Annotated in this window: 21 protein-coding genes; 13 read left to right on the plus strand and 8 right to left on the minus strand. The window is 57.5% G+C overall.

Translation table 11 applies throughout. The features are described from left to right. Positions 1–11 precede the first annotated feature (11 nt). Together BJF97_RS32190 and citS are read right to left on the minus strand one after the other, a co-directional pair. Positions 12–260: an oxaloacetate decarboxylase subunit gamma gene (locus tag BJF97_RS32190; RefSeq protein WP_074193856.1), complete on the minus strand. Its 249-nt coding sequence runs from the start codon at positions 258–260 to the stop codon at positions 12–14. A gap of 160 nt (positions 261–420) precedes the next feature. Further along, positions 421–1,761 carry a citrate/sodium symporter CitS gene (gene citS / locus BJF97_RS04900; protein ID WP_014837380.1) on the minus strand — a complete coding sequence of 447 codons (1,341 nt, stop codon included), beginning with the start codon at positions 1,759–1,761 and terminating at the stop codon, positions 421–423. Positions 1,762–2,166: 405 nt separating this feature from the next. On the opposite strand from citS, the gene citC reads away from it, so the two are divergent. The 12 genes from citC to folA all read left to right on the plus strand — a co-directional run bounded on the left by citC (position 2,167) and on the right by folA (position 16,745). Next, entirely contained in the window at positions 2,167–3,195 is a 1,029-nt protein-coding gene (gene citC, locus BJF97_RS04905) for a [citrate (pro-3S)-lyase] ligase (RefSeq protein ID WP_032694439.1), read from the plus strand. A gap of 29 nt (positions 3,196–3,224) precedes the next feature. After that, on the plus strand, positions 3,225–3,518 hold the full coding sequence (citD, locus tag BJF97_RS04910) for a citrate lyase acyl carrier protein (protein ID WP_014227881.1): 294 nt from the start codon (positions 3,225–3,227) through the stop codon (positions 3,516–3,518). After that, complete coding sequence (gene citE / locus BJF97_RS04915; RefSeq protein ID WP_025106468.1) at positions 3,515–4,384, plus strand: citrate (pro-3S)-lyase subunit beta; 870 nt, start codon at positions 3,515–3,517, stop codon at positions 4,382–4,384. Before citD ends, citE begins: the two co-directional genes overlap by 4 nt. Positions 4,385–4,394: 10 nt before the next feature. Then, the gene (citF, locus tag BJF97_RS04920) at positions 4,395–5,921 is read left to right on the plus strand and encodes a citrate lyase subunit alpha (RefSeq protein ID WP_014227883.1); all 1,527 of its coding nucleotides are present in this window, start codon (positions 4,395–4,397) and stop codon (positions 5,919–5,921) included. An 82-nt stretch (positions 5,922–6,003) separates the two neighbouring features. Continuing rightward, positions 6,004–6,849: a triphosphoribosyl-dephospho-CoA synthase CitG gene (citG, locus tag BJF97_RS04925; protein WP_369816094.1), complete on the plus strand. Its 846-nt coding sequence runs from the start codon at positions 6,004–6,006 to the stop codon at positions 6,847–6,849. A gap of 245 nt (positions 6,850–7,094) precedes the next feature. Further along, positions 7,095–7,916 carry a 4-hydroxy-tetrahydrodipicolinate reductase gene (gene dapB / locus BJF97_RS04930; RefSeq protein ID WP_004098517.1) on the plus strand — a complete coding sequence of 274 codons (822 nt, stop codon included), beginning with the start codon at positions 7,095–7,097 and terminating at the stop codon, positions 7,914–7,916. A gap of 457 nt (positions 7,917–8,373) precedes the next feature. Beyond that, positions 8,374–9,522 (plus strand): glutamine-hydrolyzing carbamoyl-phosphate synthase small subunit, encoded by a 1,149-nt coding sequence (gene carA, locus BJF97_RS04935; protein WP_032694438.1) that lies wholly within the window; start codon positions 8,374–8,376, stop codon positions 9,520–9,522. A gap of 158 nt (positions 9,523–9,680) precedes the next feature. Continuing rightward, complete coding sequence (gene carB / locus BJF97_RS04940; RefSeq protein WP_014227887.1) at positions 9,681–12,905, plus strand: carbamoyl-phosphate synthase large subunit; 3,225 nt, start codon at positions 9,681–9,683, stop codon at positions 12,903–12,905. Positions 12,906–13,293: 388 nt separating this feature from the next. Next, positions 13,294–13,527 carry a YgdI/YgdR family lipoprotein gene (locus BJF97_RS04945; protein ID WP_014227888.1) on the plus strand — a complete coding sequence of 78 codons (234 nt, stop codon included), beginning with the start codon at positions 13,294–13,296 and terminating at the stop codon, positions 13,525–13,527. Between the two features lie 149 nt (positions 13,528–13,676). Next, positions 13,677–14,210 carry a glutathione-regulated potassium-efflux system oxidoreductase KefF gene (gene kefF / locus BJF97_RS04950; RefSeq protein WP_004098522.1) on the plus strand — a complete coding sequence of 178 codons (534 nt, stop codon included), beginning with the start codon at positions 13,677–13,679 and terminating at the stop codon, positions 14,208–14,210. Further along, positions 14,203–16,068, plus strand: coding sequence for a glutathione-regulated potassium-efflux system protein KefC (gene kefC, locus BJF97_RS04955; protein WP_032694437.1), 1,866 nt, complete (start codon positions 14,203–14,205; stop codon positions 16,066–16,068). Before kefF ends, kefC begins: the two co-directional genes overlap by 8 nt. A gap of 197 nt (positions 16,069–16,265) precedes the next feature. Next, positions 16,266–16,745, plus strand: coding sequence for a type 3 dihydrofolate reductase (folA, locus tag BJF97_RS04960; RefSeq protein WP_004098524.1), 480 nt, complete (start codon positions 16,266–16,268; stop codon positions 16,743–16,745). Positions 16,746–16,785: 40 nt separating this feature from the next. Here the strand turns inward: folA and apaH are convergent, their stop codons facing one another. The 6 genes from apaH to lptD all read right to left on the minus strand — a co-directional run bounded on the left by apaH (position 16,786) and on the right by lptD (position 23,620). Beyond that, on the minus strand, positions 16,786–17,634 hold the full coding sequence (apaH, locus tag BJF97_RS04965) for a bis(5'-nucleosyl)-tetraphosphatase (symmetrical) ApaH (RefSeq protein ID WP_014227890.1): 849 nt from the start codon (positions 17,632–17,634) through the stop codon (positions 16,786–16,788). Between the two features lie 3 nt (positions 17,635–17,637). Next, positions 17,638–18,015, minus strand: a complete 378-nt coding sequence (gene apaG / locus BJF97_RS04970; protein ID WP_032694436.1) for a Co2+/Mg2+ efflux protein ApaG — start codon at positions 18,013–18,015, stop codon at positions 17,638–17,640. 2 nt (positions 18,016–18,017) lie between these two features. After that, a complete protein-coding gene (gene rsmA, locus BJF97_RS04975) occupies positions 18,018–18,839 on the minus strand; it encodes a 16S rRNA (adenine(1518)-N(6)/adenine(1519)-N(6))-dimethyltransferase RsmA (protein WP_004098527.1) in 822 nt (273 codons plus the stop codon). Continuing rightward, positions 18,836–19,816 (minus strand): 4-hydroxythreonine-4-phosphate dehydrogenase PdxA, encoded by a 981-nt coding sequence (gene pdxA / locus BJF97_RS04980; RefSeq protein ID WP_014837386.1) that lies wholly within the window; start codon positions 19,814–19,816, stop codon positions 18,836–18,838. Before pdxA ends, rsmA begins: the two co-directional genes overlap by 4 nt. 121 nt (positions 19,817–19,937) lie before the next feature. Continuing rightward, positions 19,938–21,224 carry a peptidylprolyl isomerase SurA gene (gene surA / locus BJF97_RS04985; RefSeq protein ID WP_004098530.1) on the minus strand — a complete coding sequence of 429 codons (1,287 nt, stop codon included), beginning with the start codon at positions 21,222–21,224 and terminating at the stop codon, positions 19,938–19,940. A gap of 53 nt (positions 21,225–21,277) precedes the next feature. Continuing rightward, the gene (gene lptD / locus BJF97_RS04990) at positions 21,278–23,620 is read right to left on the minus strand and encodes an LPS assembly protein LptD (RefSeq protein WP_032694435.1); all 2,343 of its coding nucleotides are present in this window, start codon (positions 23,618–23,620) and stop codon (positions 21,278–21,280) included. A gap of 244 nt (positions 23,621–23,864) precedes the next feature. On the opposite strand from lptD, the gene djlA reads away from it, so the two are divergent. After that, positions 23,865–24,692 (plus strand): co-chaperone DjlA, encoded by an 828-nt coding sequence (gene djlA / locus BJF97_RS04995; RefSeq protein ID WP_014837387.1) that lies wholly within the window; start codon positions 23,865–23,867, stop codon positions 24,690–24,692. The last annotated feature ends 24 nt before the right edge of the window (positions 24,693–24,716 follow it).

Below are 24,716 nucleotides of genomic sequence, written 5' to 3' on the forward strand. Positions count from 1 at the left end.
TCCTCCGTGAATTAAGGGTTAAGTCGGCGATGGTGGTGGATAGCGGCGGCAATCACCGGCACCAGGCGGGCGAAGTCGTCAGCGGGCGCTACGGCGGCGGGTGCGGCCTTCGGCGCGGGAGCCGGTTCCGGGAAGAGGCGGTTGACGGCGGCGGACATGCCGCGGATGGCGAAAATCAGCAGAAACAGAAACGCCAGCACGAACCCCATGCCGAGAAACATCAGGGTGAAGCCTTCACCCAGCAGTACAGCTTCAGTCATTGAAAGACCCTAAAGTAAGGGCACGACGGCGTGTTTGAAGGCTAACCAAACGATACTTCCGGCTAAGGAGTAGGGTGGATTTCCCGAAGCCGCCCCCGGCTCTGGACCCTAAAGAGCACCGCTGTGGTTGACGCTCAAACATCGCCATCGTGCGTGTTGGTTACATCATCATGCCGAACACGATGCTGGCAATGACCAGCACAATACCGCCGCCCAGACGGGAGGAGATTTGCGCATAAGAGATAAGATTCATACGGTTACAGGCCGAGAGCACTTCCAGGTCGCCCGAGCCGCCGCGGTTGGCCATGCACAGACCGGCGGTGATCGCGGACTCAATCGGGAAGAAGCCAATCATCCAGCCGCCGACGGCTGCGCCGACGACCGCACCCACCACGATCACCGCCGCGATGATGACGTTCGCGAAGGTAATCGCGTCGATAATTTCCTGCAGGTCGGTGTAGCACACGCCGACGCCGACCATCAGTACCCACAGCAGCTGCTTAGAGAAGAAGTCAGACAGGCGCTTGGCCCCGGCTTTGATCTCCGGCGAGCAGAGGCCGGAAGCGTTCAGCGCCGCGACGATCAGCACCATCCAGGCGAAATAGTGGATAGAGACGCCGCCAATGCTTGGCAAAATTTTCTTGGCAATAACGTAGGCCAGCAGGAAACAGGTGGTGGCGAGCACCAGGCCGACGGCGGTTTCGCGATGGGTAATCTGGCCCGCTTTTTCATCGTCGTCGACTTTAAAGGAGGCTTTACGCACCAGTTCGCCTTCACCGCTCAGCCAGGTGTGTTTTTTACCGATAATATCGAGGAGTGCAGCAAAGACGATGGCAAAGATGTTGGCGATGGTCAGGATAGCAATCGCGGTGGAGTAGTACTCTTCACGCGAACGGCCGGTGACGGAGTGATAAATTTCAGACAGCGGCACCGCGCCCGCGCCGTTGCCGCCGCCCATAATCGGCAGGACGTACAGCATCATGATGCGGTCGATGGAGATACCGAAGCACAGGCCAATGATAATCCCGAAGATGGATGCGCCGAGGATCCCCATTAAAATGGTCGGAATATAACCCAGCAGAGATTTCAGCAGCAGCTTACGGTTAACCGAGAGGATTGCGCCGGTAATCAATACTGCGATGAATAAGTTCAGGAAGTTACTTTTATCCATCACATTAGTGATCGCATCAATTTCTTTCTGGGTGAAAATGCCGGCGTAAACGAAATAGGCGGCCACGAGGAAGATCATCACCGGCGCGCCGCCAATATATTTATTGAAGATTGGCAGGCGTTTGCCAATTTCGCCAAAAACGGCGCCAATAATAAACATGATCGCGAAGCCACCAACAATGTCGGTCGGCAGGGCATTATAAAAGTGTGAAAGTAGTAAAGTGATTAACGCAAAGGCGTAAAGCGGTAGCGGCATGCCGAAGATTTTAAACCCCAGAATATCGCTAACCCCTTTTTTCTCCGCAGATGGAGCCTGGCTCATATTAGTCATATGACGTCACCCTGTTAAAAAAAGGAATATACACATCATCCTTCAAGCTGCCTCTTTGTTGGCAGCCTTCACTCACCCCAGTCACTTACTATGCGTAAGCTCCTGGGGATTCATTCAGTTACCGCCTCGATGCAACTTGAATGATTTTGTGTATTAATGCCGTTAGAAAAAACAATAATAGGACGGCGGCATAATAATAAATATGTTCCCCGGCGATATGTGATTATCTTCACTGATTAGTCGTGTTTTTAATTAATTTAATTGTTTTTATTCTGCTGAATTAATTAACAACATAAAAACCATAAAGCCAATTAAGGTACGCGGAAAAATGTGATTGAAATAAAAGAACCGCTGCGGGAACGATGGCGAAATACAGCTCGTTTTGGTCAATGAAGCGCGAAAAAAATGAATCTGATAGTAAAACGCGTCGCGGTACAGCTCGACCCACGGCGGCGAGAGGCCGTTGACCTCTTTCTTCATCAGCACCAGCTCTCGCTGGAGGCGGACTGCGAATGGGCGATTATCGTCGAGTACCAGCGGCGCATTGTCGGCTGCGGCGCCATTGCCGGATGCGTCCTGAAGTGTATTGCCGTCGACCCGTCGCTGCAGGGGGAAGGGCTCAGCCTGAAGCTGCTGACTGAACTGATGACCCTGGCGTATGAGCTGGGCCGCAGCGAACTGTTTCTGTTCACTAAACCCTATAACGCGGCGCTCTTCTCCTGCGCCGGGTTCTGGCCTATCGCCCGCGCGGGGGAGCAGGCCGTGTTAATGGAAAATAGCCGCGAACGTCTGGCCCGCTATTGCCGCCAGCTTACGATGTATCGTCAGCCCGGCGAAAAAATCGGCGCCATCGTGATGAACGCCAATCCCTTTACCCTGGGGCATCGTTGGCTGGTGGAGCAGGCGGCTCAACGCTGCGACTGGCTGCATCTGTTCGTGGTGAAGGAGGATGCTTCGTTTTTCCGCTACCGCGATCGCGTGGCGCTGATTGAACAGGGGATCGCCGGGATCGCCAACGTGACCCTGCATCCGGGATCGGCCTATCTGATCTCGCGCGCCACTTTTCCCGGCTACTTCCTTAAAGACAAAGGCGTGGTTGACGATTGCCACAGCCAGATCGATCTGCAGCTCTTTCGCGAACGTTTAGCCCCGGCGCTGGGCGTGACCCACCGCTTTGTCGGCAGCGAACCGCTGTGTGAATTAACCCGTCGCTACAACCAGCGCATGCACCAGCTGCTGGAAGCGCCCGGCGACGCGCCGGCGATTCAGGTGGTTGAGCTGGCGCGGGTTGAGAAAGAGGGCGCGCCCATTTCCGCTTCCCGGGTGCGCAGGCTGTATCAGCAGCGCCAGTGGTCGTCGATTGCGCCGCTGGTGCCGCCGGGAACCCTCTCTTTTCTGATGCATCTGGCGGAAAGCGAACACCAAACCGCCTGATTTACCTCCATAACTAAGGATCAGCCTCTATGGAAATGATGATTGACGCCCTGGCCGGCACGCTGGAATCCAGCGATGTGATGGTCAGGATCGGGCCTGCGAATGAGCCAGGTATTCAGCTTGAAATCGACAGCATTGTGAAGCAGCAGTTTGGCGCGGCGATTGAGCGGGTGGTCAGAGAGACGCTGACGCAGCTTGGCGTTACCCGGGCGAACGTCGTCGTCGATGATAAAGGCGCGCTCGAATGCGTACTGAAGGCTCGGGTTCAGGCCGCGGCGCTGCGCGCGGCGCAACAATCTCAACCGCACTGGAGTCAGCTATGAAACCTCGTCGCAGTATGCTGTTTATCCCCGGCGCCAACGCCGCGATGTTAAGCACCTCATTTGTTTACGGCGCTGACGCGGTGATGTTCGACCTCGAAGATGCCGTCTCGCTCCGTGAAAAAGATACCGCCCGCCTGCTGGTGCATCATGCGCTACAGCATCCGCTCTACCGGGACGTGGAAACCGTGGTGCGCATTAACCCGCTCAGCACGCCGTTTGGTCTCGCCGACCTTGAGGCGGTGGTGCGCGCGGGCGTCGATATGGTGCGCCTGCCCAAAACCGATAGCAAAGAAGATATCCATGAGCTGGAAGCGCAGGTCGAGCGGATTGAGCGCGAATGCGGCCGGGAAGTGGGCAGCACGAAATTAATGGCGGCGATAGAGTCGGCGCTGGGCGTAGTGAACGCGGTTGAGATCGCTCGCGCCAGCCCGCGCCTGTCGGCCATCGCGCTGGCGGCCTTCGATTACGTTATGGATATGGGCACCAGCCGCGGCGATGGCACCGAACTGTTTTACGCCCGCTGCGCGGTGCTGCACGCGGCGCGCGTCGCCGGGATCGCGGCGTACGACGTGGTGTGGTCGGATATTAACAATGAAGAGGGTTTCCTCGCGGAAGCGAATCTGGCGAAGAATCTTGGCTTTAACGGTAAATCGCTGGTCAACCCGCGCCAGATTGAGCTGCTGCACCAGGTTTATGCCCCCACGCTGAAAGACGTTGAACATGCGCGGGAGGTGATCGCGGCGGCGGAAGAGGCGGAAGCGCGCGGTCTGGGCGTGGTATCGCTGAACGGCAAGATGATAGATGGACCGATTATCGATCATGCGCGCAAAGTCGTGGCGCTGTCGGCTTCCGGCATTCGTGATTAAGGAGTAAATAATGAAAGAGACCGTAGCAATGCTTAATCAGCAGTACGTGATGCCGGAAGGATTAGCGCCCTATGCGGGCGTGACGGCGCAGAGCCCGTGGCTGGCCAGCGAAAGCGAAAAGCGGCAGCGTAAAATCTGCGCCTCGCTGGAGGAGGCGATTCGCCGTTCCGGGCTGCAAAACGGTATGACCATCTCCTTCCATCACGCGTTTCGCGGCGGCGACAAGGTGGTCAATATGGTGGTGGCGAAGCTGGCTGAAATGGGTTTTCGCGATCTGACGCTGGCCTCAAGCTCGCTGATCGACGCCCACTGGCCGCTGATTGAACATATTAAGAATGGCGTGATCCGCCAGATTTACACCTCCGGTCTGCGCGGGAAGCTGGGGGAAGCGATCTCCGCCGGGCTGATGGAAAATCCGGTACAAATCCACTCTCACGGCGGCCGGGCGCATTTAGTGCAAACCGGTGAGCTACGCATTGATGTGGCGTTCCTCGGCGTGCCGTGCTGCGATGAGTATGGCAACGCCAACGGCTTTAGCGGTAAATCCCGCTGCGGATCGCTGGGCTACGCCAGAGTGGATGCCGAGGCCGCCGGATGCGTGGTGCTGCTCACCGAAGAGTGGGTGGATTATCCAAACTATCCGGCCAGCATCGCCCAGGATCGGGTCGATCTGATCGTGCAGGTAGACGAGGTCGGCGATCCGGCGAAAATCACCGCCGGGGCGATCCGTTTGACCAGCAACCCGCGCGAACTGCTGATCGCCCGCCAGGCGGCGAAGGTGATCGAACACTCTGGCTATTTCAAAGACGGTTTCTCATTGCAGACGGGGACCGGCGGCGCATCGCTGGCGGTGACCCGCTTCCTCGAAGATAAGATGCGTCGTAACAATATTACCGCCAGCTTTGGTCTGGGCGGGATCACCGGCACGATGGTCGATCTGCACGAAAAGGGTCTGATCAAAGCGCTGCTGGATACCCAGTCTTTTGACGGCGATGCCGCGCGTTCGCTGGCCAATAACCCTAACCATATTGAAATTTCCGCTAATCAGTACGCCAATCCCGGTTCGAAAGGCGTCTCCTGCGAACGCCTGAATGTGGTGATGCTGAGCGCGCTGGAGATCGATACCGGATTCAACGTTAACGTGATGACCGGCTCCAACGGCGTGCTGCGCGGGGCATCCGGCGGCCACAGCGATACGGCGGCAGGCGCGGATTTAACCATTATCACCGCGCCGCTGGTGCGTGGGCGTATTCCGTGCGTGGTGGAGAAGGTGCTGACTCGCGTGACGCCGGGCGCCAGCGTGGATGTGCTGGTCACCGATCACGGTATTGCCGTCAACCCGGCGCGTCAGGACCTGATTGATAACCTGCGTAACGCGGGTATCCCGCTGATGACCATTGAAGAGCTGCAGCAGCGCGCCGAACTGTTGACCGGCACGCCTGACCCGATCGAATTCACCGATCGGGTGGTGGCCGTGGTGCGCTATCGCGACGGTTCAGTGATTGATGTCATTCATCAGGTCAAAAGCGCCGGTTAAACGCGCTGAGGAGAAAGGCATGAGCGAAGTGATGATAAGCCAGCGTCGCCCGTTGAGCCGTCAAACGGTGACGGCGGAGGAGATGGTTTCTCGCGTGGAACGAGCGCTGCTGACCGAAGTCCGCCTGACGCCGAAACCGGGCCTGGTGGATATTCGTAACGCCGGCGCGCATCGGGATATGGATCTGGCCTCCTTTGAGGCCAGCACGGCGGCTGTCGCGCCATGGATGGAGAAGTTTTTCATTATGGGCCACGACACGGCCAATATCACGCCGGAGCAGGTATTGACGATGCTGCGTCCGGTGGGCATGGCGTGCGAGACGGATATGCTGGAGGCTACCGGCGGGGTGAATACCCATCGCGGCGCGATCTTCGCTTTTGGCCTGCTCAGCGCGGCGGCGGGAAGGCTGGTGGCCAGAGGGGAGCCGGTTGAACAGCACCGGGTTTGCGATCGGGTGGCCCGCTTCTGCCGCGGCCTGGTCGGGCGCGAGCTCTCCTCTCCTGAAGGAATGAAGGTCAGTAAAGGCGAAGGGCATTTCCTGCGCTACGGGCTCTCCGGCGCCAGAGGCGAAGCGGAAAGCGGCTTTCGCACCGTGCGCACTCAGGCGATGCCGGTCTTCAATCGCGTTATGGCGGACACCGGCGATACCAATCTGGCGTTACTGCAGACTCTGCTGCACCTGATGGCCTGGAATGACGATACCAATCTGGTGTCGCGCGGCGGGCTGGAAGGGCTCAATTTTGTGCAGCAGCAGGCGCAAAAGCTGTTGTGGGAAGGCGGGGTGCTGTCCGACGGCGGGATGGACGCGCTGCGCCGGCTGGATGATGAGCTGATTATTCGCCACCTTAGCCCGGGCGGCAGCGCCGACCTGCTGGCGGTCACCTGGTTCCTGTCCGGTTTCCCGGCCGGCGAGCTGTTCCTGCACTAATCGCTGCTTTTCTGTCGCCGTATTCCCCGGATTGGCCATACAGGGCCAATCCGGGGTTGCGGACTGCGCGCGCTCCTCGCTTCTCACTACTCCACGGCAAATTCCCGGCACAATCTTATAGTTTTTACTGATATCGGCGGCAGTTTGTCATAAATTTCTAATTATCGGTGTTTTTGAGTAGCGGCTCATCGTTGGGCTGGTTACTCTGAAAACAATTTACGTAGTGTTAACAAAAGAGAATAGCTATGCATGATGCACAAATCCGCGTGGCCATCGCGGGCGCGGGCGGCCGGATGGGACGCCAGTTAATTCAGGCGGTACAGCAGATGGACGGCGCGGCGCTTGGCGCGGCGCTGGAGCGCGAAGGTTCCTCGCTGCTCGGCAGCGATGCGGGCGAGCTGGCGGGCGCGGGCAGGTCAGGGGTGGTGGTGCAAAGCAGCCTTGAGGCGGTAAAAGACGATTTTGACGTTTTCATCGATTTTACCCGCCCGGAAGGCACGCTGGCCCATCTTGCGTTTTGCCGTCAACACGGCAAAGGCATGGTTATCGGCACCACCGGCTTTGACGACGCCGGGAAGCAGGCGATTCGCGACGCTTCGCAGGAGATCGCCATCGTGTTTGCCGCCAACTTCAGCGTCGGCGTCAACGTGATGCTTAAGCTGCTGGAAAAGGCGGCGAAGGTGATGGGCGACTATACCGATATTGAGATTATCGAAGCGCATCATCGTCACAAAGTCGACGCGCCATCGGGTACGGCGCTGGCGATGGGCGAGGCGATTGCCGGAGCCCTGGATAAAGATCTGAAAGCGTGTGCGGTCTACAGTCGCGAAGGCTATACCGGCGAACGCGTTCCCGGCACCATCGGCTTTGCGACCGTGCGCGCCGGGGATATCGTCGGCGAACATACGGCGATGTTTGCGGATATCGGCGAACGTATTGAGATCAGCCATAAGGCTTCCAGCCGAATGACTTTTGCAAATGGTGCCGTTCGTTCCGCTTTATGGCTAAAAGGCAAGAAAAACGGTCTTTTTGATATGCGTGATGTGCTTGAGTTGAACTCTTTATAACGATTATTACCCATCGTGATGTGGTTATTGCTTTCAATAAGTAATTGATTGCAAGGGGCAATGTCTTATTGCCCTTTTTTATTTTTGGCGTTTAATCGATTTTTTATCGCCAGGGCTGAAAAATACTATCTTATCCGCCTTATTTTTGTTGTTTTATTGTAAATTTTGACCATCTGGTCTACTTTTTCAATCCCTGCCCGGCGATTTTACAAACATCCTCCTCCGCAAGCGTTTTCCCGGGCGAGTTAGGTGATCTTTTTGCCCGTTAAGGCAGGTATTGCTGAATAGTGGCCTGAAACAAGATTAAAAATATCCGCTTTAAGTTGACTTTTATCCGCCATCTCTCCAGAATGCCGCCGTTTGCCAAAATTCTGCGGGCAACAGATTTGCATTGATTCAGATCTACATTATGAATTAATATGCAAATAAAGTGAGTGGATATTCTCTGGAGGGTGTTTTGATTAAGTCAGCGCTATTGGTTCTGGAAGACGGAACCCAGTTTCACGGTCGGGCCATTGGGGCTACCGGCACGGCGGTTGGGGAAGTCGTTTTCAATACTTCAATGACCGGTTATCAAGAAATCCTCACTGATCCTTCCTATTCCCGCCAAATCGTCACTCTAACTTATCCCCATATCGGCAACGTCGGCACCAATGCCGCCGATGAAGAATCTTCTCAGGTACATGCGCAGGGTCTGGTCATTCGCGATCTGCCGCTGATTGCCAGCAACTACCGCAATACCGAAGACCTCTCTTCTTATCTGAAGCGCCACAATATCGTGGCGATTGCCGATATCGATACCCGTAAGCTGACCCGCCTGCTGCGCGAAAAAGGCGCGCAGAACGGCTGCATCATCGCCGGCGATAGCCCGGATGCGCAGCTGGCGCTGGAAAAAGCGAAAGCGTTCCCGGGCCTCAACGGCATGGATCTGGCGAAGGAAGTGACCACCGCAGAAACCTACAGCTGGACCCAGGGGAGCTGGACGCTGGCGGGCGACCTGCCGGAAGCCAAAGCGGAAAGCGAGCTGCCGTTCCACGTGGTGGCCTACGATTTCGGCGCCAAGCGCAACATCCTGCGCATGCTGGTCGATCGCGGCTGCCGTCTGACGGTGGTGCCGGCAAAGACCTCCGCTGAAGAGGTGCTGAAAATGAATCCGGACGGTATCTTCCTGTCCAACGGTCCCGGCGACCCGGCGCCCTGCGACTACGCTATCGCAGCGATTGAGAAGTTCCTGGAGACCGATATTCCGGTATTCGGCATCTGCCTCGGCCACCAGCTGCTGGCTCTGGCGAGCGGCGCGAAGACCGTGAAGATGAAGTTCGGCCACCACGGCGGCAACCATCCGGTAAAAGATATTGATAACAACGTGGTGATGATCACCGCGCAGAACCACGGCTTTGCGGTGGATGAGGCATCTATGCCCGCCCACCTGCGCGTGACCCACAAGTCGCTGTTCGACGGCACCCTGCAGGGGATTCACCGTACCGATAAACCGGCGTTCAGCTTCCAGGGACATCCGGAGGCGAGCCCCGGCCCGCACGATGCCGCACCGCTGTTCGACCATTTTATCGAATTAATTGAGCTCTACCGTCAGTCCGCGAAATAATCAGAACCTGTTTATGTTCTGCTGTGCTCGGGAATACGGCGTTAAAATTTGTTCAAAATGCTCATTTACGTTTTGTAAACTGCGCTTTCTCACAAATTTTTTCCTTGTCTACCCATCGCTCGCGACGACCATAAACAGGTTCTTCGGAGAAGAAAGCAATGCCAAAACGTACAGATATAAAAAGCATCCTGATTCTGGGCGCGGGCCCGATTGTTATCGGTCAGGCGTGTGAGTTTGACTACTCCGGCGCCCAGGCGTGTAAAGCGCTGCGCGAAGAGGGCTACCGCGTTATTCTGGTGAACTCTAACCCGGCCACTATCATGACCGACCCGGAAATGGCTGATGCCACCTACATCGAGCCGATTCACTGGGAAGTGGTGCGCAAGATCATCGAGAAAGAGCGTCCGGATGCGGTTCTGCCGACCATGGGCGGCCAGACGGCGCTGAACTGCGCGCTGGAGCTGGAGCGTCAGGGCGTGCTTGAAGAGTTCGGCGTGACCATGATTGGCGCGACCGCCGACGCGATTGATAAAGCCGAAGACCGTCGCCGTTTCGACGTGGCGATGAAGAAAATCGGTCTCGATACCGCGCGTTCCGGTATCGCGCATACCATGGAAGAAGCGCTGGCGGTTGCCGCTGAAGTTGGCTTCCCGTGCATCATCCGTCCGTCCTTTACGATGGGCGGCACCGGCGGCGGTATCGCCTACAACCGCGAAGAGTTCGAAGAGATCTGCGAACGCGGTCTGGATCTCTCCCCGACCAACGAGCTGCTGATTGATGAATCGCTGATCGGCTGGAAAGAGTACGAGATGGAAGTAGTGCGTGATAAAAACGACAACTGCATCATCGTCTGCTCCATCGAAAACTTCGACGCGATGGGCATCCACACCGGCGACTCCATCACCGTGGCGCCGGCGCAGACCCTGACCGACAAAGAGTACCAAATCATGCGTAACGCTTCGATGGCGGTACTGCGTGAAATCGGCGTAGAAACCGGCGGCTCCAACGTTCAGTTCTCGGTGAACCCGAAAGATGGTCGCCTGATCGTTATCGAAATGAACCCGCGCGTCTCCCGCTCCTCGGCGCTGGCCTCGAAAGCCACCGGCTTCCCGATCGCTAAAGTGGCGGCGAAGCTGGCGGTTGGTTACACCCTTGATGAGCTGATGAACGATATCACCGGCGGCCGCACCCCGGCGTCGTTTGAGCCGTCCATCGACTACGTCGTGACCAAAATCCCACGCTTCAACTTTGAAAAATTCGTCGGCGCGAACGACCGTCTGACCACCCAGATGAAGTCGGTGGGCGAAGTGATGGCGATTGGCCGTACCCAGCAGGAGTCCCTGCAGAAAGCGCTGCGCGGCCTGGAAGTGGGCGCTACCGGTTTCGACCCGAAAGTGAGCCTCGATGACCCGGAAGCGCTGACCAAGATTCGCCGCGAGCTGAAAGACGCGGGCGCTGAGCGTATCTGGTACATCGCTGATGCTTTCCGCGCGGGCCTCTCCGTTGATGGCGTATTCAACCTGACCAATATCGACCGCTGGTTCCTGGTGCAGATTGAAGAGCTGGTGCGTCTGGAAGAGAAAGTGGCTGAAGTCGGTATTACCGGCCTCGACGCCGACTTCCTGCGTCAGCTCAAGCGTAAAGGCTTTGCCGATGCGCGTCTGGCGAAGCTGGCTGGCGTGCGCGAAGCGGAAATCCGCAAGCTGCGCGACCAGTATGACCTGCACCCGGTCTACAAGCGCGTGGATACCTGCGCGGCGGAATTCGCTACCGACACCGCCTACATGTACTCCACTTATGAAGACGAGTGCGAAGCCAACCCGTCCGTTGACCGCGACAAAATCATGGTGCTCGGCGGCGGCCCGAACCGTATCGGCCAGGGCATCGAGTTCGACTACTGCTGCGTCCATGCCTCCCTGGCGCTGCGCGAAGACGGCTACGAGACCATTATGGTCAACTGTAACCCGGAAACCGTCTCTACCGACTACGACACCTCCGACCGCCTCTACTTTGAGCCGGTGACGCTGGAAGACGTGCTGGAAATCGTGCGCATTGAGAAGCCGAAAGGCGTTATCGTGCAGTACGGCGGCCAGACGCCGCTGAAGCTGGCGCGCGCGCTGGAAGCGGCAGGCGTGCCGGTTATCGGCACCAGCCCGGATGCCATCGACCGTGCGGAAGACCGCGAGCGCTTCCAGCACGCGGTTGACCGCCTGAAGCTGAAGCAGCCGGCGAACGCCACCGTGACCGCGATCGAAATGGCGGTCGAAAAGGCGAAAGAGATTGGCTACCCGCTGGTGGTGCGTCCGTCCTACGTTCTCGGCGGCCGCGCGATGGAAATCGTCTACGACGAAATCGACCTGCGTCGCTACTTCCAGACCGCCGTCAGCGTCTCTAACGATGCGCCGGTGCTGCTGGACCGCTTCCTTGACGATGCGGTTGAAGTCGACGTCGATGCGATCTGCGACGGCGAAATGGTGCTGATTGGCGGTATCATGGAGCATATTGAGCAGGCGGGCGTGCACTCCGGCGACTCCGCGTGTTCGCTGCCGGCTTACACTCTGAGCCAGGAAATTCAGGACGTGATGCGCGAGCAGGTGCAGAAGCTGGCCTTTGAGCTGCAGGTGCGCGGCCTGATGAACGTGCAGTTTGCGGTCAAAAACAACGAAGTCTACCTGATTGAAGTCAACCCGCGCGCGGCGCGTACCGTCCCGTTCGTCTCGAAAGCCACCGGCGTACCGCTGGCGAAAGTCGCGGCGCGCGTGATGGCGGGCAAAACGCTGGCTCAGCAGGGCGTCACGAAAGAGATCATCCCACCGTACTATTCGGTGAAAGAGGTGGTGCTGCCGTTTAACAAATTCCCGGGCGTCGACCCGCTGTTAGGGCCAGAAATGCGCTCTACCGGTGAAGTCATGGGCGTAGGCCGCACCTTCGCGGAAGCGTTCGCCAAGGCGCAGCTGGGCAGCAACTCGACGATGAAGAAACAGGGACGCGCGCTGCTCTCCGTTCGCGAAGGCGACAAAGAGCGCGTGGTGGATCTGGCGGCAAAACTGCTGAAGTTTGGTTTCGAGCTGGATGCGACCCACGGTACCGCGATTGTGCTGGGCGAAGCCGGCATCAACCCGCGTCTGGTGAACAAGGTGCATGAAGGCCGTCCGCACATTCAGGACCGCATCAAGAATGGTGAATACACCTACATCATCAACACCACCGCGGGCCGCCAGGCGATTGAAGACTCCAAGCTGATTCGCCGCAGCGCCCTGCAGTACAAAGTGCACTACGACACCACGCTGAACGGCGGTTTCGCGACCGCAATGGCGCTGAATGCCAACGCGATGGAAAAAGTGACCTCGGTGCAGGAAATGCACGCGCAGATTAAAAAGTAATATTATCTGCCAGTAAAAGCGCCTCCGGTGGCCAACGCCGGAGGCGCTTTTTTTTGCGTGACGATAAGCCTGGGCGGAATAAAGTGACGCTCCCCGCGGCGCTGAACGTCGAACAAAAACAGGGGGATCGGCGTTAACAGGCCACTTCGGAGAGTTCTGGTTTTCTCTCGCCGGACAGTCAGCTAGCCTAAAGTGGTTAGGGTGATAATGAATATGACTTAGAGCCTATCCCAGTTGGCGTTATTGGCGCAGCCAGTTTGGATACGGACAGCGCGGAGAAACCGGAGCGTACACGTAGTACGTGAGGATTTCGAGCACTGCCCAGGTCCAAAATGGCAAGTGAAATAGTCCTAATGGGATAGGCTCTTAATAACGGGAGAGAAACACCATGCACAACAAGCCCCTCACCGCTGCTATCTTCGCCGCTGCCGCACTGTTCACCGTGGCCGGCTGTTCATCTAATCAGTCGCTAAAAACGACCGACGGAAAAACCATTGTCACCGATGGCAAACCGCAGGTGGATGACGACACCGGCCTGGTGTCTTACAAAAACGCGGAAACCGGCCGCACCGAGCAGATCAATCGCGATCAGGTTAAGTCCATGGACGAACTGGATAACTAAGCGTTATCCACGGCCCCGTACCGCGGGGTCACGCCTGCCTGACCGATCCTCGCCCTGAACGAGAGATAAATCACACTTATCACTGTAAGCGGTTCGATTAACTGTCTACACTCTTGCTGATTACAACAAGAGCTAACGCAGGCTAATCAATGATCCTCATAATTTATGCGCACCCTTATCCGCAGCACTCGCATGCGAATAAGCGGATGCTTGAGCAGGCAGGGACGCTTGACGGCGTCGAGATACGCTCTCTCTATCAACTTTACCCCGATTTCAATATCGATATCGCTGCCGAGCAGGCGGCGCTGGCCCGTGCCGATCTGGTCATCTGGCAGCATCCGATGCAGTGGTACAGCGTGCCGCCGCTGCTCAAGCTGTGGATGGACAAAGTGCTGGCGCACGGCTGGGCATACGGGCACAACGGTATCGCGCTGCGCGGTAAATCGCTGATGTGGGCGGTGACCACCGGCGGCGGCGAAAGCCACTTTGATATTGGTTCCTTTCCCGGTTTCGACGTCCTGGCGCAGCCGCTGCAGGCGACCGCGCTGTATTGCGGCATGAAATGGCTGCCGCCGTTCGCGATGCATTGCACTTTTATCTGCGATGACGAAACCCTTCAGGCGCAGGCGCGCCACTACCGTCAACGTTTAATCGAATGGCAGGAGGCGCACAATAATGGATAGCCATACGCTGATACAGGCGCTGATCTATTTAGGATCCGCCGCGCTGATCGTGCCGATTGCCGTACGCCTTGGGCTGGGGTCGGTGCTCGGCTACCTAATTGCCGGCTGTATTATTGGCCCGTGGGGGCTGCGGCTGGTCACCGACGCCGAGTCGATTTTGCACTTCGCGGAAATCGGCGTGGTGCTGATGCTTTTCGTTATCGGTCTTGAGCTCGATCCCCAGAGGCTGTGGAAACTGCGCGCCTCGGTGTTCGGCGGCGGGGCGCTGCAGATGGTCGTCTGCGGCGTGCTGATTGGCCTGTTCTGCATGTCGCTGGGTCTGCGCTGGCAGGTTGCCGAGCTGATTGGCATGACCCTGGCGCTCTCCTCAACGGCGATCGCTATGCAGGCGATGAACGAACGTAACCTGACGGTTACCCAGCTGGGCCGCAGCGCCTTTGCGGTGCTGCTGTTCCAGGATATCGCGGCCATTCCTCTGGTGGCGATGATCCCGCTGCTGGCGGCGAGCGGCGGCTCGACGACGCTGGGCGCGTTTGCGCTCTCGGCCCTGAAAGTGGCGGGCGCGCTGGCGCTGGTGGTGGCGCTCGGACGCTATCTGACCCGGCCGATGCTGCGTTTTGTCGCGCGCTCCGGCCTGCGTGAAGTCTTCAGCGCCGTGGCGCTGTTCCTGGTGTTTGGCTTCGGGCTGCTGCTGGAAGAGGTCGGGCTGTCGATGGCGATGGGGGCCTTCCTCGCCGGCGTGCTGCTGGCGAGCTCGGAGTACCGCCACGCCCTGGAGAGCGACATTGAACCGTTTAAGGGCCTGCTGCTGGGGCTGTTTTTTATCGGCGTCGGGATGTCTATCGACTTCGGTACCCTGGTGACGCATCCGCTGCGGATCCTGATTCTGCTGGTGGGATTCCTGGTGATTAAATCCCTGATGCTGTGGCTGATCGCCCGGCCGTTAGGCGTTCCGCGCGCCCAGCGCCGCTGGTTTGCGGTGCTGCTGGGGCAGGGGAGCGAATTCGCCTTTGTGGTCTTCGGCGCGGCGCAGATGGCCGATGTCCTGGACGGCGAATGGGCGAAGGCGCTGACCCTCGCGGTGGCGCTATCAATGGCGGCCACGCCAATCCTGCTGGTGCTGCTGACCCGCCTGGAGAAATCCGCCAGCGGCCAGGAGCGCGAAGCCGATGAAATTGACGAAGAGCAGCCGCGGGTGATTATCGCCGGCTTTGGTCGTTACGGGCAGATCGCCGGCCGCGTACTGCTCTCCAGCGGGGTGAAGATGGTGATTCTCGATCACGATCCTGACCACGTCGACACCCTGCGTAAATTTGATATGAAGGTGTTCTACGGCGATGCGACGCGGGTGGACCTGCTGGAGTCGGCGGGGGCGGAAAAGGCGGAAGTGCTGATTAACGCCATCGACGATCCGCAGACGAACCTGCAGCTGACGGAGCTGGCAAAAGAACATTTCCCGCATCTGCAGATCATCTCCCGCGCCCGCGATGTCGATCATTACATCAAGCTGCGCCAGGCCGGGGTCGAAGCGCCGGAGCGTGAAACCTTCGAAGCGGCGCTGAAGTCCGGACGCATGACGCTGGAGGCGCTGGGCCTGGGCGCCTACGAGGCCCGCGAACGGGCCGATCTGTTCCGCCGTTTCAATCTGCAAATGGTGGAAGAGATGGTGGCGATGGCGGAAAACGACGCGGCTTCCCGGGTGGCGGTATTCAAGCGCACCAGCGATATGCTGACCGGCATTATCAACGAAGACCGCAATCATTTATCGCTGGTTCAGCGTCACGGCTGGCAAGGAACGGAAGAGGGACGGCATACCGGTGACATCGCCGATGAGCCGCAAAATAAGCCCTCGGCATAAGGGAGAATTCAGGGTGTTACGTTAGCTTTACAAGTAACATTTTGTTTTCAATTTAAATCCTGCCTGGCGGCTCACGGGGCTTACGTGGGCTCGCCAGCAAATCTTAAAATTTTCTGATTCTTTACTCTTCGCCCAGTCGACGAAGTATTACGCTTTCCGTATAGTGGCGACAATTTTTTGCATTCGGGAATTATTCAATGATCAGTCTGATTGCGGCGTTAGCGGTAGATCGCGTCATTGGTATGGAAAACGCCATGCCATGGAATCTGCCTGCCGATCTCGCCTGGTTTAAGCGCAATACCTTAAACAAACCGGTAGTGATGGGACGTCTTACCTGGGAATCCATCGGCCGTCCGTTACCGGGGCGTAAAAATATCGTGATTAGCAGCCAGCCCGGCACCGACGATCGCGTGCAGTGGGTCAAATCGGTAGATGAAGCCATTGCCGCCTGCGGCGACGTGGAAGAGATGATGGTGATCGGCGGCGGACGCGTGTACGAGCAGTTCCTGCCGAAAGCGCACAAGCTCTATCTGACCCATATTGATGCGGAAGTGGAAGGGGATACCCACTTCCCGGATTACGATCCGGATGAGTGGGAGTCGGTATTCAGCGAGTTCCACGATGCCGATGCGCAGAATTCCCATAGCTACTGCTTCGAGATTCTGGAGCGCCGCTAAGGTTTTCCCCGGTGACGTTCGCTCACCGGGGTGACTCTCTTCAGGAGGCGATCGCCTCGCCTTCATCAAGATTGCTCTGCCGGTTCGATCGCTGCGTGAAGTACGTTTTATCTTCCCAGCGCAGGCAGGTCAGATCGCCGCCCCAGCAGCAGCCGGTATCCAGCGCGTAAATCCCTTCCGGCGTGCCTTTCCCTTCCAGCGAAGCCCAATGACCGAAGGCAATGCTGTACTCGCTGGCCACCGGCCCGGGAATAGCAAACCACGGCTTGAGCGGCGCGGGCGCGTTTTCCGGCGCCTCCTTGGCGTACATATCCAGCTGCCCGTTCGGGAAGCAGTAGCGCATGCGGGTAAAGGCGTTGGAGATAAAGCGCAGGCGCGCCAGGCCGCTGAGTTCGTTGCTCCAGTTGTTCGGCATATCGCCGTACATCGCATCGAGGAAGAACGGATAGGAGTCGCTGGCAAGTACGGCTTCCACATCGCGGGCGCACTGTTTGGCGGTTTCCAGATCCCACTGCGGGGTGATCCCGGCATGGGCCATGACCAGCTTTTTCTCTTCATCGATTTGCATCATCGGCTGACGACGCAGCCAGTTGAGCAGATCGTCGGCGTCCGGTGCCTCAAGCAGCGATTTCAGCCGATCCTTGGGTTTATTGCGGCTAATGCCCGCAAAGACCGCCAGCAGGTGCAGGTCATGATTGCCCAGAACGAGGCGTACGCTATCGCCAAGCTGTTTCACGAAACGCAGTACTTCGAGCGAACCGGGGCCGCGCGCGACCAGGTCGCCCGTGAGCCACAGCGTATCAGTCTCAGGGTTAAACTCCACCTGCTCTAATAATGCGATCAGTTCATCGTAGCAACCGTGAACGTCGCCAATAAGGTATGTAGACATGTTTTAATGGATGAGAGTGGGTACTGCGAGACGGAAAACAGGGATTTCGATGGTGAACGGCGCGCCGTTCACATCGATCATCGCATAATGTCCCTGCATGGTGCCCAGCGGCGTTTCAATGACCGCGCCGCTGGTATATTGATATTCGCCGCCGGCCGGAATATGCGGCTGCTCGCCGACCACGCCTTCACCCTGGACTTCGGTCTCACGACCGTGGCCGTTGGTGATAAGCCAGTAGCGGCCAAGAAGCTGAACCTGCGTCCGCCCCAGATTGCGAATGGTCACGGTATAAGCGAAGACGTAGCGCTCTTCATGCGGAGAAGATTGCGATTCGATGTAGACGCTTTGCACCTGTACACAAACTCGGGGCGAATTAATCATGGTTAGCTCTCCTTGGTGGGCGCGTTCTCAGATAACCAGTTAGCTAGCTGACAGTACTGCGCTACGGAAATATTCTCTGCGCGCTTCGCCGGATCGATGCCCAGTTCGGTCAGAACCTCAACGCTGAACAGGTTGCCGAGACTGTTGCGGATCGTTTTCCGACGCTGGTTAAAGGCTTCCGTCGTGATACGGCTCAGTACGCGCACTTCTTTCACCGGATGCGGCAGCGTGCGGTAAGGCACCAGACGCACCACGGCGGAATCGACTTTAGGCGGCGGCGTAAAGGCGCTCGGAGGAACTTCAAGCACCGGAATGATCTGGCAGTAGTACTGCGCCATTACGCTTAACCGACCATACGCCTTACTGTTCGGCCCGGCAACCAGGCGATTGACGACCTCTTTTTGCAGCATAAAGTGCATATCGGCAATGGCATCAGTATAGCTGAACAGATGAAACATCAGCGGGGTCGAGATGTTGTACGGCAGGTTGCCGAATACGCGCAGCGGCTGGCCCATACTCTGCGACAGCTCGCCGAAGTTCATGGTCATCGCGTCCTGCTGATAAATCGTCAGCTTAGGTCCGAGGAACGGATGCGTCTGCAGACGAGCGGCCAGGTCGCGGTCCAGCTCGATAACGGTGAGCTGGTCGAGGCGTTCACCGACCGGTTCGGTCAGCGCGGCGAGGCCGGGGCCGATTTCAACAATCGCCTGGCCTTTTTGTGGATTGATGGCCGAGACAATGCTGTCGATCACAAACTGATCGTTGAGAAAGTTTTGCCCGAAGCGTTTACGGGCTAAGTGGCCCTGATGGACTCGATTATTCATTGAGTATTAACAATCATTTTAATGGCGAGATTAAGCGCCGTGATAAAACTGCCGACTTCCGCTTTCCCCTGGCCCGCAAGTTCAAGCGCGGTGCCGTGGTCAACGGAAGTGCGAATAAATGGTAAACCGAGCGTAATGTTCACGCCGCGGCCAAAGCCCTGGTATTTTAGCACGGGCAGGCCCTGATCGTGATACATCGCGAGTACCGCATCGGCATGGTCGAGGTATTTCGGCTGAAACAGGGTATCCGCCGGCAGCGGGCCGCTGAGATTCATCCCCTTCGCGCGCATCTCTTCGAGCACCGGAATGATGGTATCGATCTCTTCCGTCCCCATATGGCCGCCTTCGCCCGCGTGCGGGTTCAGGCCGCAAACCAGCACGTGCGGGTTGCTGATACCAAATTTGGTGCGCAGATCGTGATCCAGGATAGTGATGATTTCCCGCAGCAGCTCAGGGGTAATCGCATCGCTTATCGCTTTTAGCGGCAGGTGAGTGGTCACCAGCGCCACGCGCAGCGCTTCGGTCGCCAGCATCATCACCACTTTACTGGCCTGCGAGCGCTCTTCAAAGAACTCGGTATGACCGGTAAAGGCGATCCCCGCATCGTTAATAATGCCCTTGTGCACCGGCCCGGTAATCAGCGCGGCGAATTCGCCGTTCAGGCAGCCATCGCAGGCGCGGGCCAGCGTTTCCACCACGTAGCTGCCGTTGCTGACGTTGAGCACGCCCGGTTCAACCGGCGCGTTGAGCGCGACGGGGAGAAGGGTCAGGGTGCCTGCACGCTGCGGCGTAGCGGGAGCGGTGGGGTTGTAAGGCAGAAGCGATAAAGGAAGACCGAGCAGGTTCGCCCGGTCAGACAGCAGAGCGCCATCGGCGCAGATCACCAGCTCTACCGGCCAGTCGCGCTGCGCAAGCTGCACAACGAGGTCGGGGCCAATCCCGGCGGGTTCACCGGGAGTGATAACAACTCGATTCATACACGTCATCCTTCAGGCGGTCTCTTACTGGCTGCGCTTCGTCGCCCCCGTCAGAGACCGGGGCGATTTGCTCAGCCGCCTCGATACACCCTGAGCGATGTTGTGTATGAGGCTAATGCAATTAGTTGCTCAGAACCTTCACGTAGGCGCTGGCGCGCTGTTCCTGCATCCAGGTCGCCGCTTCTTCAGAGAACTTACGGTTCATCAGCATGCGGTAAGCGCGATCTTTCTGCGCGGCGTCGGTTCTGTCGACGTTGCGGGTATCCAGCAGCTCAATCAGGTGCCAGCCGAAGGAGGAGTGAACCGGAGCGCTGGTCTGGCCTTTATTGAGGCGCAGAATGGCGTCGCGGAAGGCCGGATCGAAGATATCCGGCGTCGCCCAGCCTAAATCACCGCCCTGGTTGGCAGAGCCCGGATCTTCAGAGAACTCTTTTGCCGCTTTGGCAAAGGTGGTTTTTCCACTCTTAATATCAGCCGCGATCTGCTCCAGCTTCGCCCGAGCCTGATCGTCGTTCATGATCGGCGACGGTTTCAGCAGGATATGGCGAGCGTGAACTTCGGTCACGGAGATGTTCTGGCTGCCGCCGCGCATATCGTTAATTTTCAGGATATGGAAGCCCACGCCGGAACGTATCGGGCCGACGATATCGCCTTTTTTCGCGGTGCTCAGCGCCTGGGCGAAGATGCCCGGCAGTTCCTGAATCCGGCCCCAGCCCATCTGGCCGCCTTTCAGCGCCTGCTGGTCGGCAGAGTAGGTGATAGCCAGTTTGCCAAAGTCCGCGCCGCTGCGCGCCTGCTGAACCACTGAATTGGCCTGATCCTGAGCCTCGGCCACCTGCTCGGACGTTGGGTTTTCCGGCAGCGGGATCAGTATGTGGCTGAGATTCAGCTCGGTGCTGGCGTCGTTCTGATCGCCAATCTGTTTGGCCAGGGTTTCAACTTCCTGCGGCAGAACGGTGATACGACGACGGACTTCGTTGTTACGTACTTCCGAAATCAGCATCTCTTTACGAATCTGATTACGGTAGGTGCTGTAGTTGATACCGTCATAGGCCAGACGGCTGCGCATCTGATCCATGGTCATGTTGTTTTGTTTGGCGATGTTGGCGATGGCCTGGTCGAGCTGATCGTCAGAGATCTTCACGCCCATTTTCTGGCCCATCTGCAGGACAATCTGGTCCATGATCAGACGCTCAAGGATCTGATGACGCAGGGTGGCGTCATCCGGCAGCTGCTGCCCGGCCTGGCCGGCGTTCAGTTTTACCGATTGCATCAAGCCATCGACGTCGCTTTCAAGAACAACGCCATTATTGACGACAGCCGCTACTTTATCGACAACCTGTGGGGCAGCGAAACTGGTATTCGCGATCATGGCGATACCGAGAAGCAGCGTTTTCCAGTTCTTCATACTTTTTCCATTTCAATTAACCGCAATTGCGGATTACGTGTAAACCAGCCACATCACAGGGAGCTCTGGTACGGTAAAATGTTCGAACGCAGCATCTGCTGGGTGCCGAGACCGTAGTTGGAGCTCAGGCCGCGCAGCTCAATGTTAAAGCCGAAGGTGTTGTCGTATTTGCTTTCGCTGCTGCTGTTATCCCAGCCGTTGATCTTACGTTCATAGCCGACGCGGATAGCGTAGCAGCAGGAGCTATACTGAACCCCTAACATCTGGTTCGCTGACTTTCTGGTATTCGTGTCGTAGTAATACGCGCCGACGACTGCCCAACGATCGACGATTGGCCAGCTGGCGGTCATCCCCACCTGCGAGATACCATCTTTGTACTGCTTAGCGGTGGAATAAGACGGCAGGGTCGCCTGAATGTATTCCGGGCTCGCATAACGATAGTTAAGTTGTACTAAACGGTTTTCGTCGCGACGGTATTCCACGGTTCCGCTGCCGGTTGCGACGTTATCCAGACGCGTATCGTACTGAATTCCCCCGCGTAAACCCCAGTCATCGGCGATGCGCCAGTAGGTATCGCCAGCCCATACCAGTGAACCTCGCGTGTCGTTGTTCTCCCAGTTGATGTTGTCGTCACCGGTACGTGCCTCGGTGAAATAGTAGATTTGACCAACGGAAATATTAAAACGTTCAACGGCGGCGGCATCATAAACGCGAGATGTGACGCCGGTGGAGACCTGGTTGGCGGAAGCGATACGGTCGAGGCCGCTATAGGTACGGTCGCGGAACAGGCCGCTGTAGTCCGACTGCAGCAGGGTTGAGTCGTAGCTGCCGATCTTGCTCTGGTCACGATAGGGGATGTACAGATACTGCATCCGCGGCTCAAGCGTCTGGGTATAGTTCTCCTGCATATCGCGCTCGAAAACCATTTTACCATCGACTTTAAACTGCGGCATGACGCGGTTAACGGAGTCTTTGTAATCGGTACCGTTGGCCGCGTTGTAGTCATCAAGGTTGCTTTGCTGGTAATGGGTTGCCAGCAGTTTTGCCTCAGTATTGATGCTTCCCCAGCCGTTAGACAGCGGCAGATTGATGGTTGGCTCGAAGTGAACGCGCGTTGCTTCCGGCATTCTGCTGTTCGAGTTAACAAAATGCACCGCCTGGCCATAAAGATGGGTATCAAACGGGCCGACATCGTTCTGGTAGTAGTTCACGTCCAGCTGCGGCTCGGCGGAATAGGCGTTGCTTGAGTCGCGGTTAAAGACCTGGAACTGCTTGGTCGATACGGTGGCGTCAAAGTTCTGATTCGCGTAGCCGGCGCTGAGCTTCTGCGTCGCGTAGCCATCGGTACTGGAACCGTATTTAGAGCTGAAGTCGTTAAAGTAGTCCGGGTCGCTGACTTTGGTGTAGTCGGCGTTGAAGCGCCACACCTGGTCTACGACGCCAGAATGGTTCCAGTAGAACAGCCAGCGGCGGCTATTGCTGTCGCCAGAGTGATCGTCCTGGTAAATTTTATCCGAAGGCAGGTAGTCGAACTCGATTAAGCCGGTTCCTGCTTTGGTCAGATAGCGGAATTCGTTCTCCCACATGACGCCGCCGCGCTTGCTCATATAGTGCGGCGTCAGCGTGGCGTCGAAGTTCGGGGCGATGTTCCAGTAGTAAGGAAGATAGAACTCGACGCCGTTTTTGGTGCTGTATTTGGCGTTGGGGATCAGGAAACCCGAACGACGCTTGTCGCCCACCGGCAGCTGCAGGTAGGGACTATAAAAAATCGGTACGGAACCGAGCTTGAAGCGGGCGTTCCAGATCTCAGCGACCTGTTCTTCGCGGTCGTGGATGACTTCACTGCCGACCACGCTCCAGGTGTCAGAGCCCGGCAGACAGGAGGTGAAGCTGCCGTTTTCTAAGATGGTATAGCGGTTTTCACCGCGCTGTTTCATCAGGTCAGCGGTACCGCGCCCCTGACGGCCAACCATTTGGTAATCGCCCTGCCAGACGTTGGTATCTTTGGTGTTCAGATTCGACCAGGCTTTCGGCCCTTTGAGGATCACCTGATTGTCATCATAGTGAACGTTGCCGAGGGCGTCGATCGTGCGCACCGGCTGCGGCTGGCCCGCGGCCTGCTGCTGGTGAAGCTGCACTTCATCGGCCTGCAGTCGGCTGTTCCCCTGATTGATATCAACGTTGCCGGTAAATACGGCGTTATCAGGATAGTTGCCTTTCGCATGATCGGCATCGATCGTCACCGGCAGGTCGTTGGGTTTCCCTTCAACCAAAGGACGATTGTAGCTTGGTACGCCAAGCATACACTGCGTGGCGAGATCGGCAGCGAGGCCCTGTTGGCTATACAAGGCGCTGGCAATCATGGTGGCCAGGAGGCTGGGAATACGTTTTTTCATACGTTGTATTTGTTGTTCCGTCATCGTGTGGCAGCGGCTTGCAAACGGTCAGAGCCTAACGTACTCGTCTAAATCGCGCTAGTGTTAATCCTGCCCGTTTCGAGCCCGAGCGTTAGGCACCGTGTAGAATGACGAGTATGATAAAGCAAATTATAGGCTATGTCCCACAATTGACCGAGGCGTAAACGCTTTGTAACGTGCGGTCAGATATAGCTTAACTGGCGGCAGAGAGATTGGGGAGTCTATGCAGTATTTGGGTAAAATAATTGGCGTTGCGGTTGCGTTGATGATGGGCGGCGGCTTTTGGGGCGTGGTGCTGGGCTTCTTAATCGGGCATATGTTTGACCGCGCGCGCAGCCGCCGGCTGAACGTCTTTGCCAATCAGCAGGAGCGCCAGTCGCTGTTCTTCTCGACGACGTTTGAAGTGATGGGGCATCTGACCAAATCGAAAGGGCGCGTTACCGAAGCCGATATTCAGGTCGCCAATTTGCTGATGGATCGCATGAACCTGCACGGCGAAGCGCGTACCGCGGCCCAGCACGCGTTTCGCGTAGGGAAATCAGATGATTACCCGCTGCGGGAGAAAATGCGCCAGCTGCGCAGCGTCTGCTTTGGGCGTTTTGATTTAATTCGGATGTTTCTGGAAATTCAGCTGCAGGCGGCTTTCGCCGACGGCGAACTGCATCCCAACGAACGTGACGTGCTGTTTGTGATTGCCGACGAGCTGGGCATCTCCCGCGCTCAGTTCGAACAGTTCCTGCGCATGATGCAGGGCGGGGCGCAGTTTGGCGGCGGTTCGCAGCAGCAATCTTACGGCCAGCGCGGCGGCAACGCCGGCTGGCAGCAGGCGCAGCGCGGGCCAACCCTTGAAGATGCCTGCAATGTGCTGGGCGTCAAAGCGACCGACGATGCCGCCACCGTCAAGCGCGCCTATCGTAAGCTGATGAGCGAGCACCATCCGGATAAGCTGGTGGCGAAAGGGCTACCGCCGGAAATGATGGAGATGGCTAAGCAGAAAGCGCAGGAGATCCAGAAAGCCTGGGAGCTGATTAAAGAGCAGCGCGGCTTCTAAACGACCGGCCTCTCCCGGGCGGGA

The sequence above is a fragment of the Klebsiella sp. LTGPAF-6F genome, from assembly GCF_001753185.1.
GTDB classification, from domain to species: Bacteria; Pseudomonadota; Gammaproteobacteria; order Enterobacterales; family Enterobacteriaceae; genus Klebsiella; species Klebsiella michiganensis.

What these genes read in the sequence shown, in the direction of transcription:
- apaH (WP_014227890.1), bottom strand. Translation starts at nt 17,634, where the DNA reads ATGTCTACATACCTTATTGGCGACGTTCACGGTTGCTACGATGAACTG.
- kefC (WP_032694437.1), top strand. Translation starts at nt 14,203, where the DNA reads ATGGATAGCCATACGCTGATACAGGCGCTGATCTATTTAGGATCCGCC.
- citF (WP_014227883.1), top strand. Translation starts at nt 4,395, where the DNA reads ATGAAAGAGACCGTAGCAATGCTTAATCAGCAGTACGTGATGCCGGAA.
- folA (WP_004098524.1), top strand. Translation starts at nt 16,266, where the DNA reads ATGATCAGTCTGATTGCGGCGTTAGCGGTAGATCGCGTCATTGGTATG.
- lptD (WP_032694435.1), bottom strand. Translation starts at nt 23,620, where the DNA reads ATGAAAAAACGTATTCCCAGCCTCCTGGCCACCATGATTGCCAGCGCC.
- djlA (WP_014837387.1), top strand. Translation starts at nt 23,865, where the DNA reads ATGCAGTATTTGGGTAAAATAATTGGCGTTGCGGTTGCGTTGATGATG.
- BJF97_RS04945 (WP_014227888.1), top strand. Translation starts at nt 13,294, where the DNA reads ATGCACAACAAGCCCCTCACCGCTGCTATCTTCGCCGCTGCCGCACTG.
- citD (WP_014227881.1), top strand. Translation starts at nt 3,225, where the DNA reads ATGGAAATGATGATTGACGCCCTGGCCGGCACGCTGGAATCCAGCGAT.
- BJF97_RS32190 (WP_074193856.1), bottom strand. Translation starts at nt 260, where the DNA reads ATGACTGAAGCTGTACTGCTGGGTGAAGGCTTCACCCTGATGTTTCTC.
- apaG (WP_032694436.1), bottom strand. Translation starts at nt 18,015, where the DNA reads ATGATTAATTCGCCCCGAGTTTGTGTACAGGTGCAAAGCGTCTACATC.
- citC (WP_032694439.1), top strand. Translation starts at nt 2,167, where the DNA reads ATGAATCTGATAGTAAAACGCGTCGCGGTACAGCTCGACCCACGGCGG.
- citE (WP_025106468.1), top strand. Translation starts at nt 3,515, where the DNA reads ATGAAACCTCGTCGCAGTATGCTGTTTATCCCCGGCGCCAACGCCGCG.
- carB (WP_014227887.1), top strand. Translation starts at nt 9,681, where the DNA reads ATGCCAAAACGTACAGATATAAAAAGCATCCTGATTCTGGGCGCGGGC.
- dapB (WP_004098517.1), top strand. Translation starts at nt 7,095, where the DNA reads ATGCATGATGCACAAATCCGCGTGGCCATCGCGGGCGCGGGCGGCCGG.
- kefF (WP_004098522.1), top strand. Translation starts at nt 13,677, where the DNA reads ATGATCCTCATAATTTATGCGCACCCTTATCCGCAGCACTCGCATGCG.
- surA (WP_004098530.1), bottom strand. Translation starts at nt 21,224, where the DNA reads ATGAAGAACTGGAAAACGCTGCTTCTCGGTATCGCCATGATCGCGAAT.
- citG (WP_369816094.1), top strand. Translation starts at nt 6,004, where the DNA reads ATGGTTTCTCGCGTGGAACGAGCGCTGCTGACCGAAGTCCGCCTGACG.
- pdxA (WP_014837386.1), bottom strand. Translation starts at nt 19,816, where the DNA reads ATGAATCGAGTTGTTATCACTCCCGGTGAACCCGCCGGGATTGGCCCC.
- rsmA (WP_004098527.1), bottom strand. Translation starts at nt 18,839, where the DNA reads ATGAATAATCGAGTCCATCAGGGCCACTTAGCCCGTAAACGCTTCGGG.
- citS (WP_014837380.1), bottom strand. Translation starts at nt 1,761, where the DNA reads ATGACTAATATGAGCCAGGCTCCATCTGCGGAGAAAAAAGGGGTTAGC.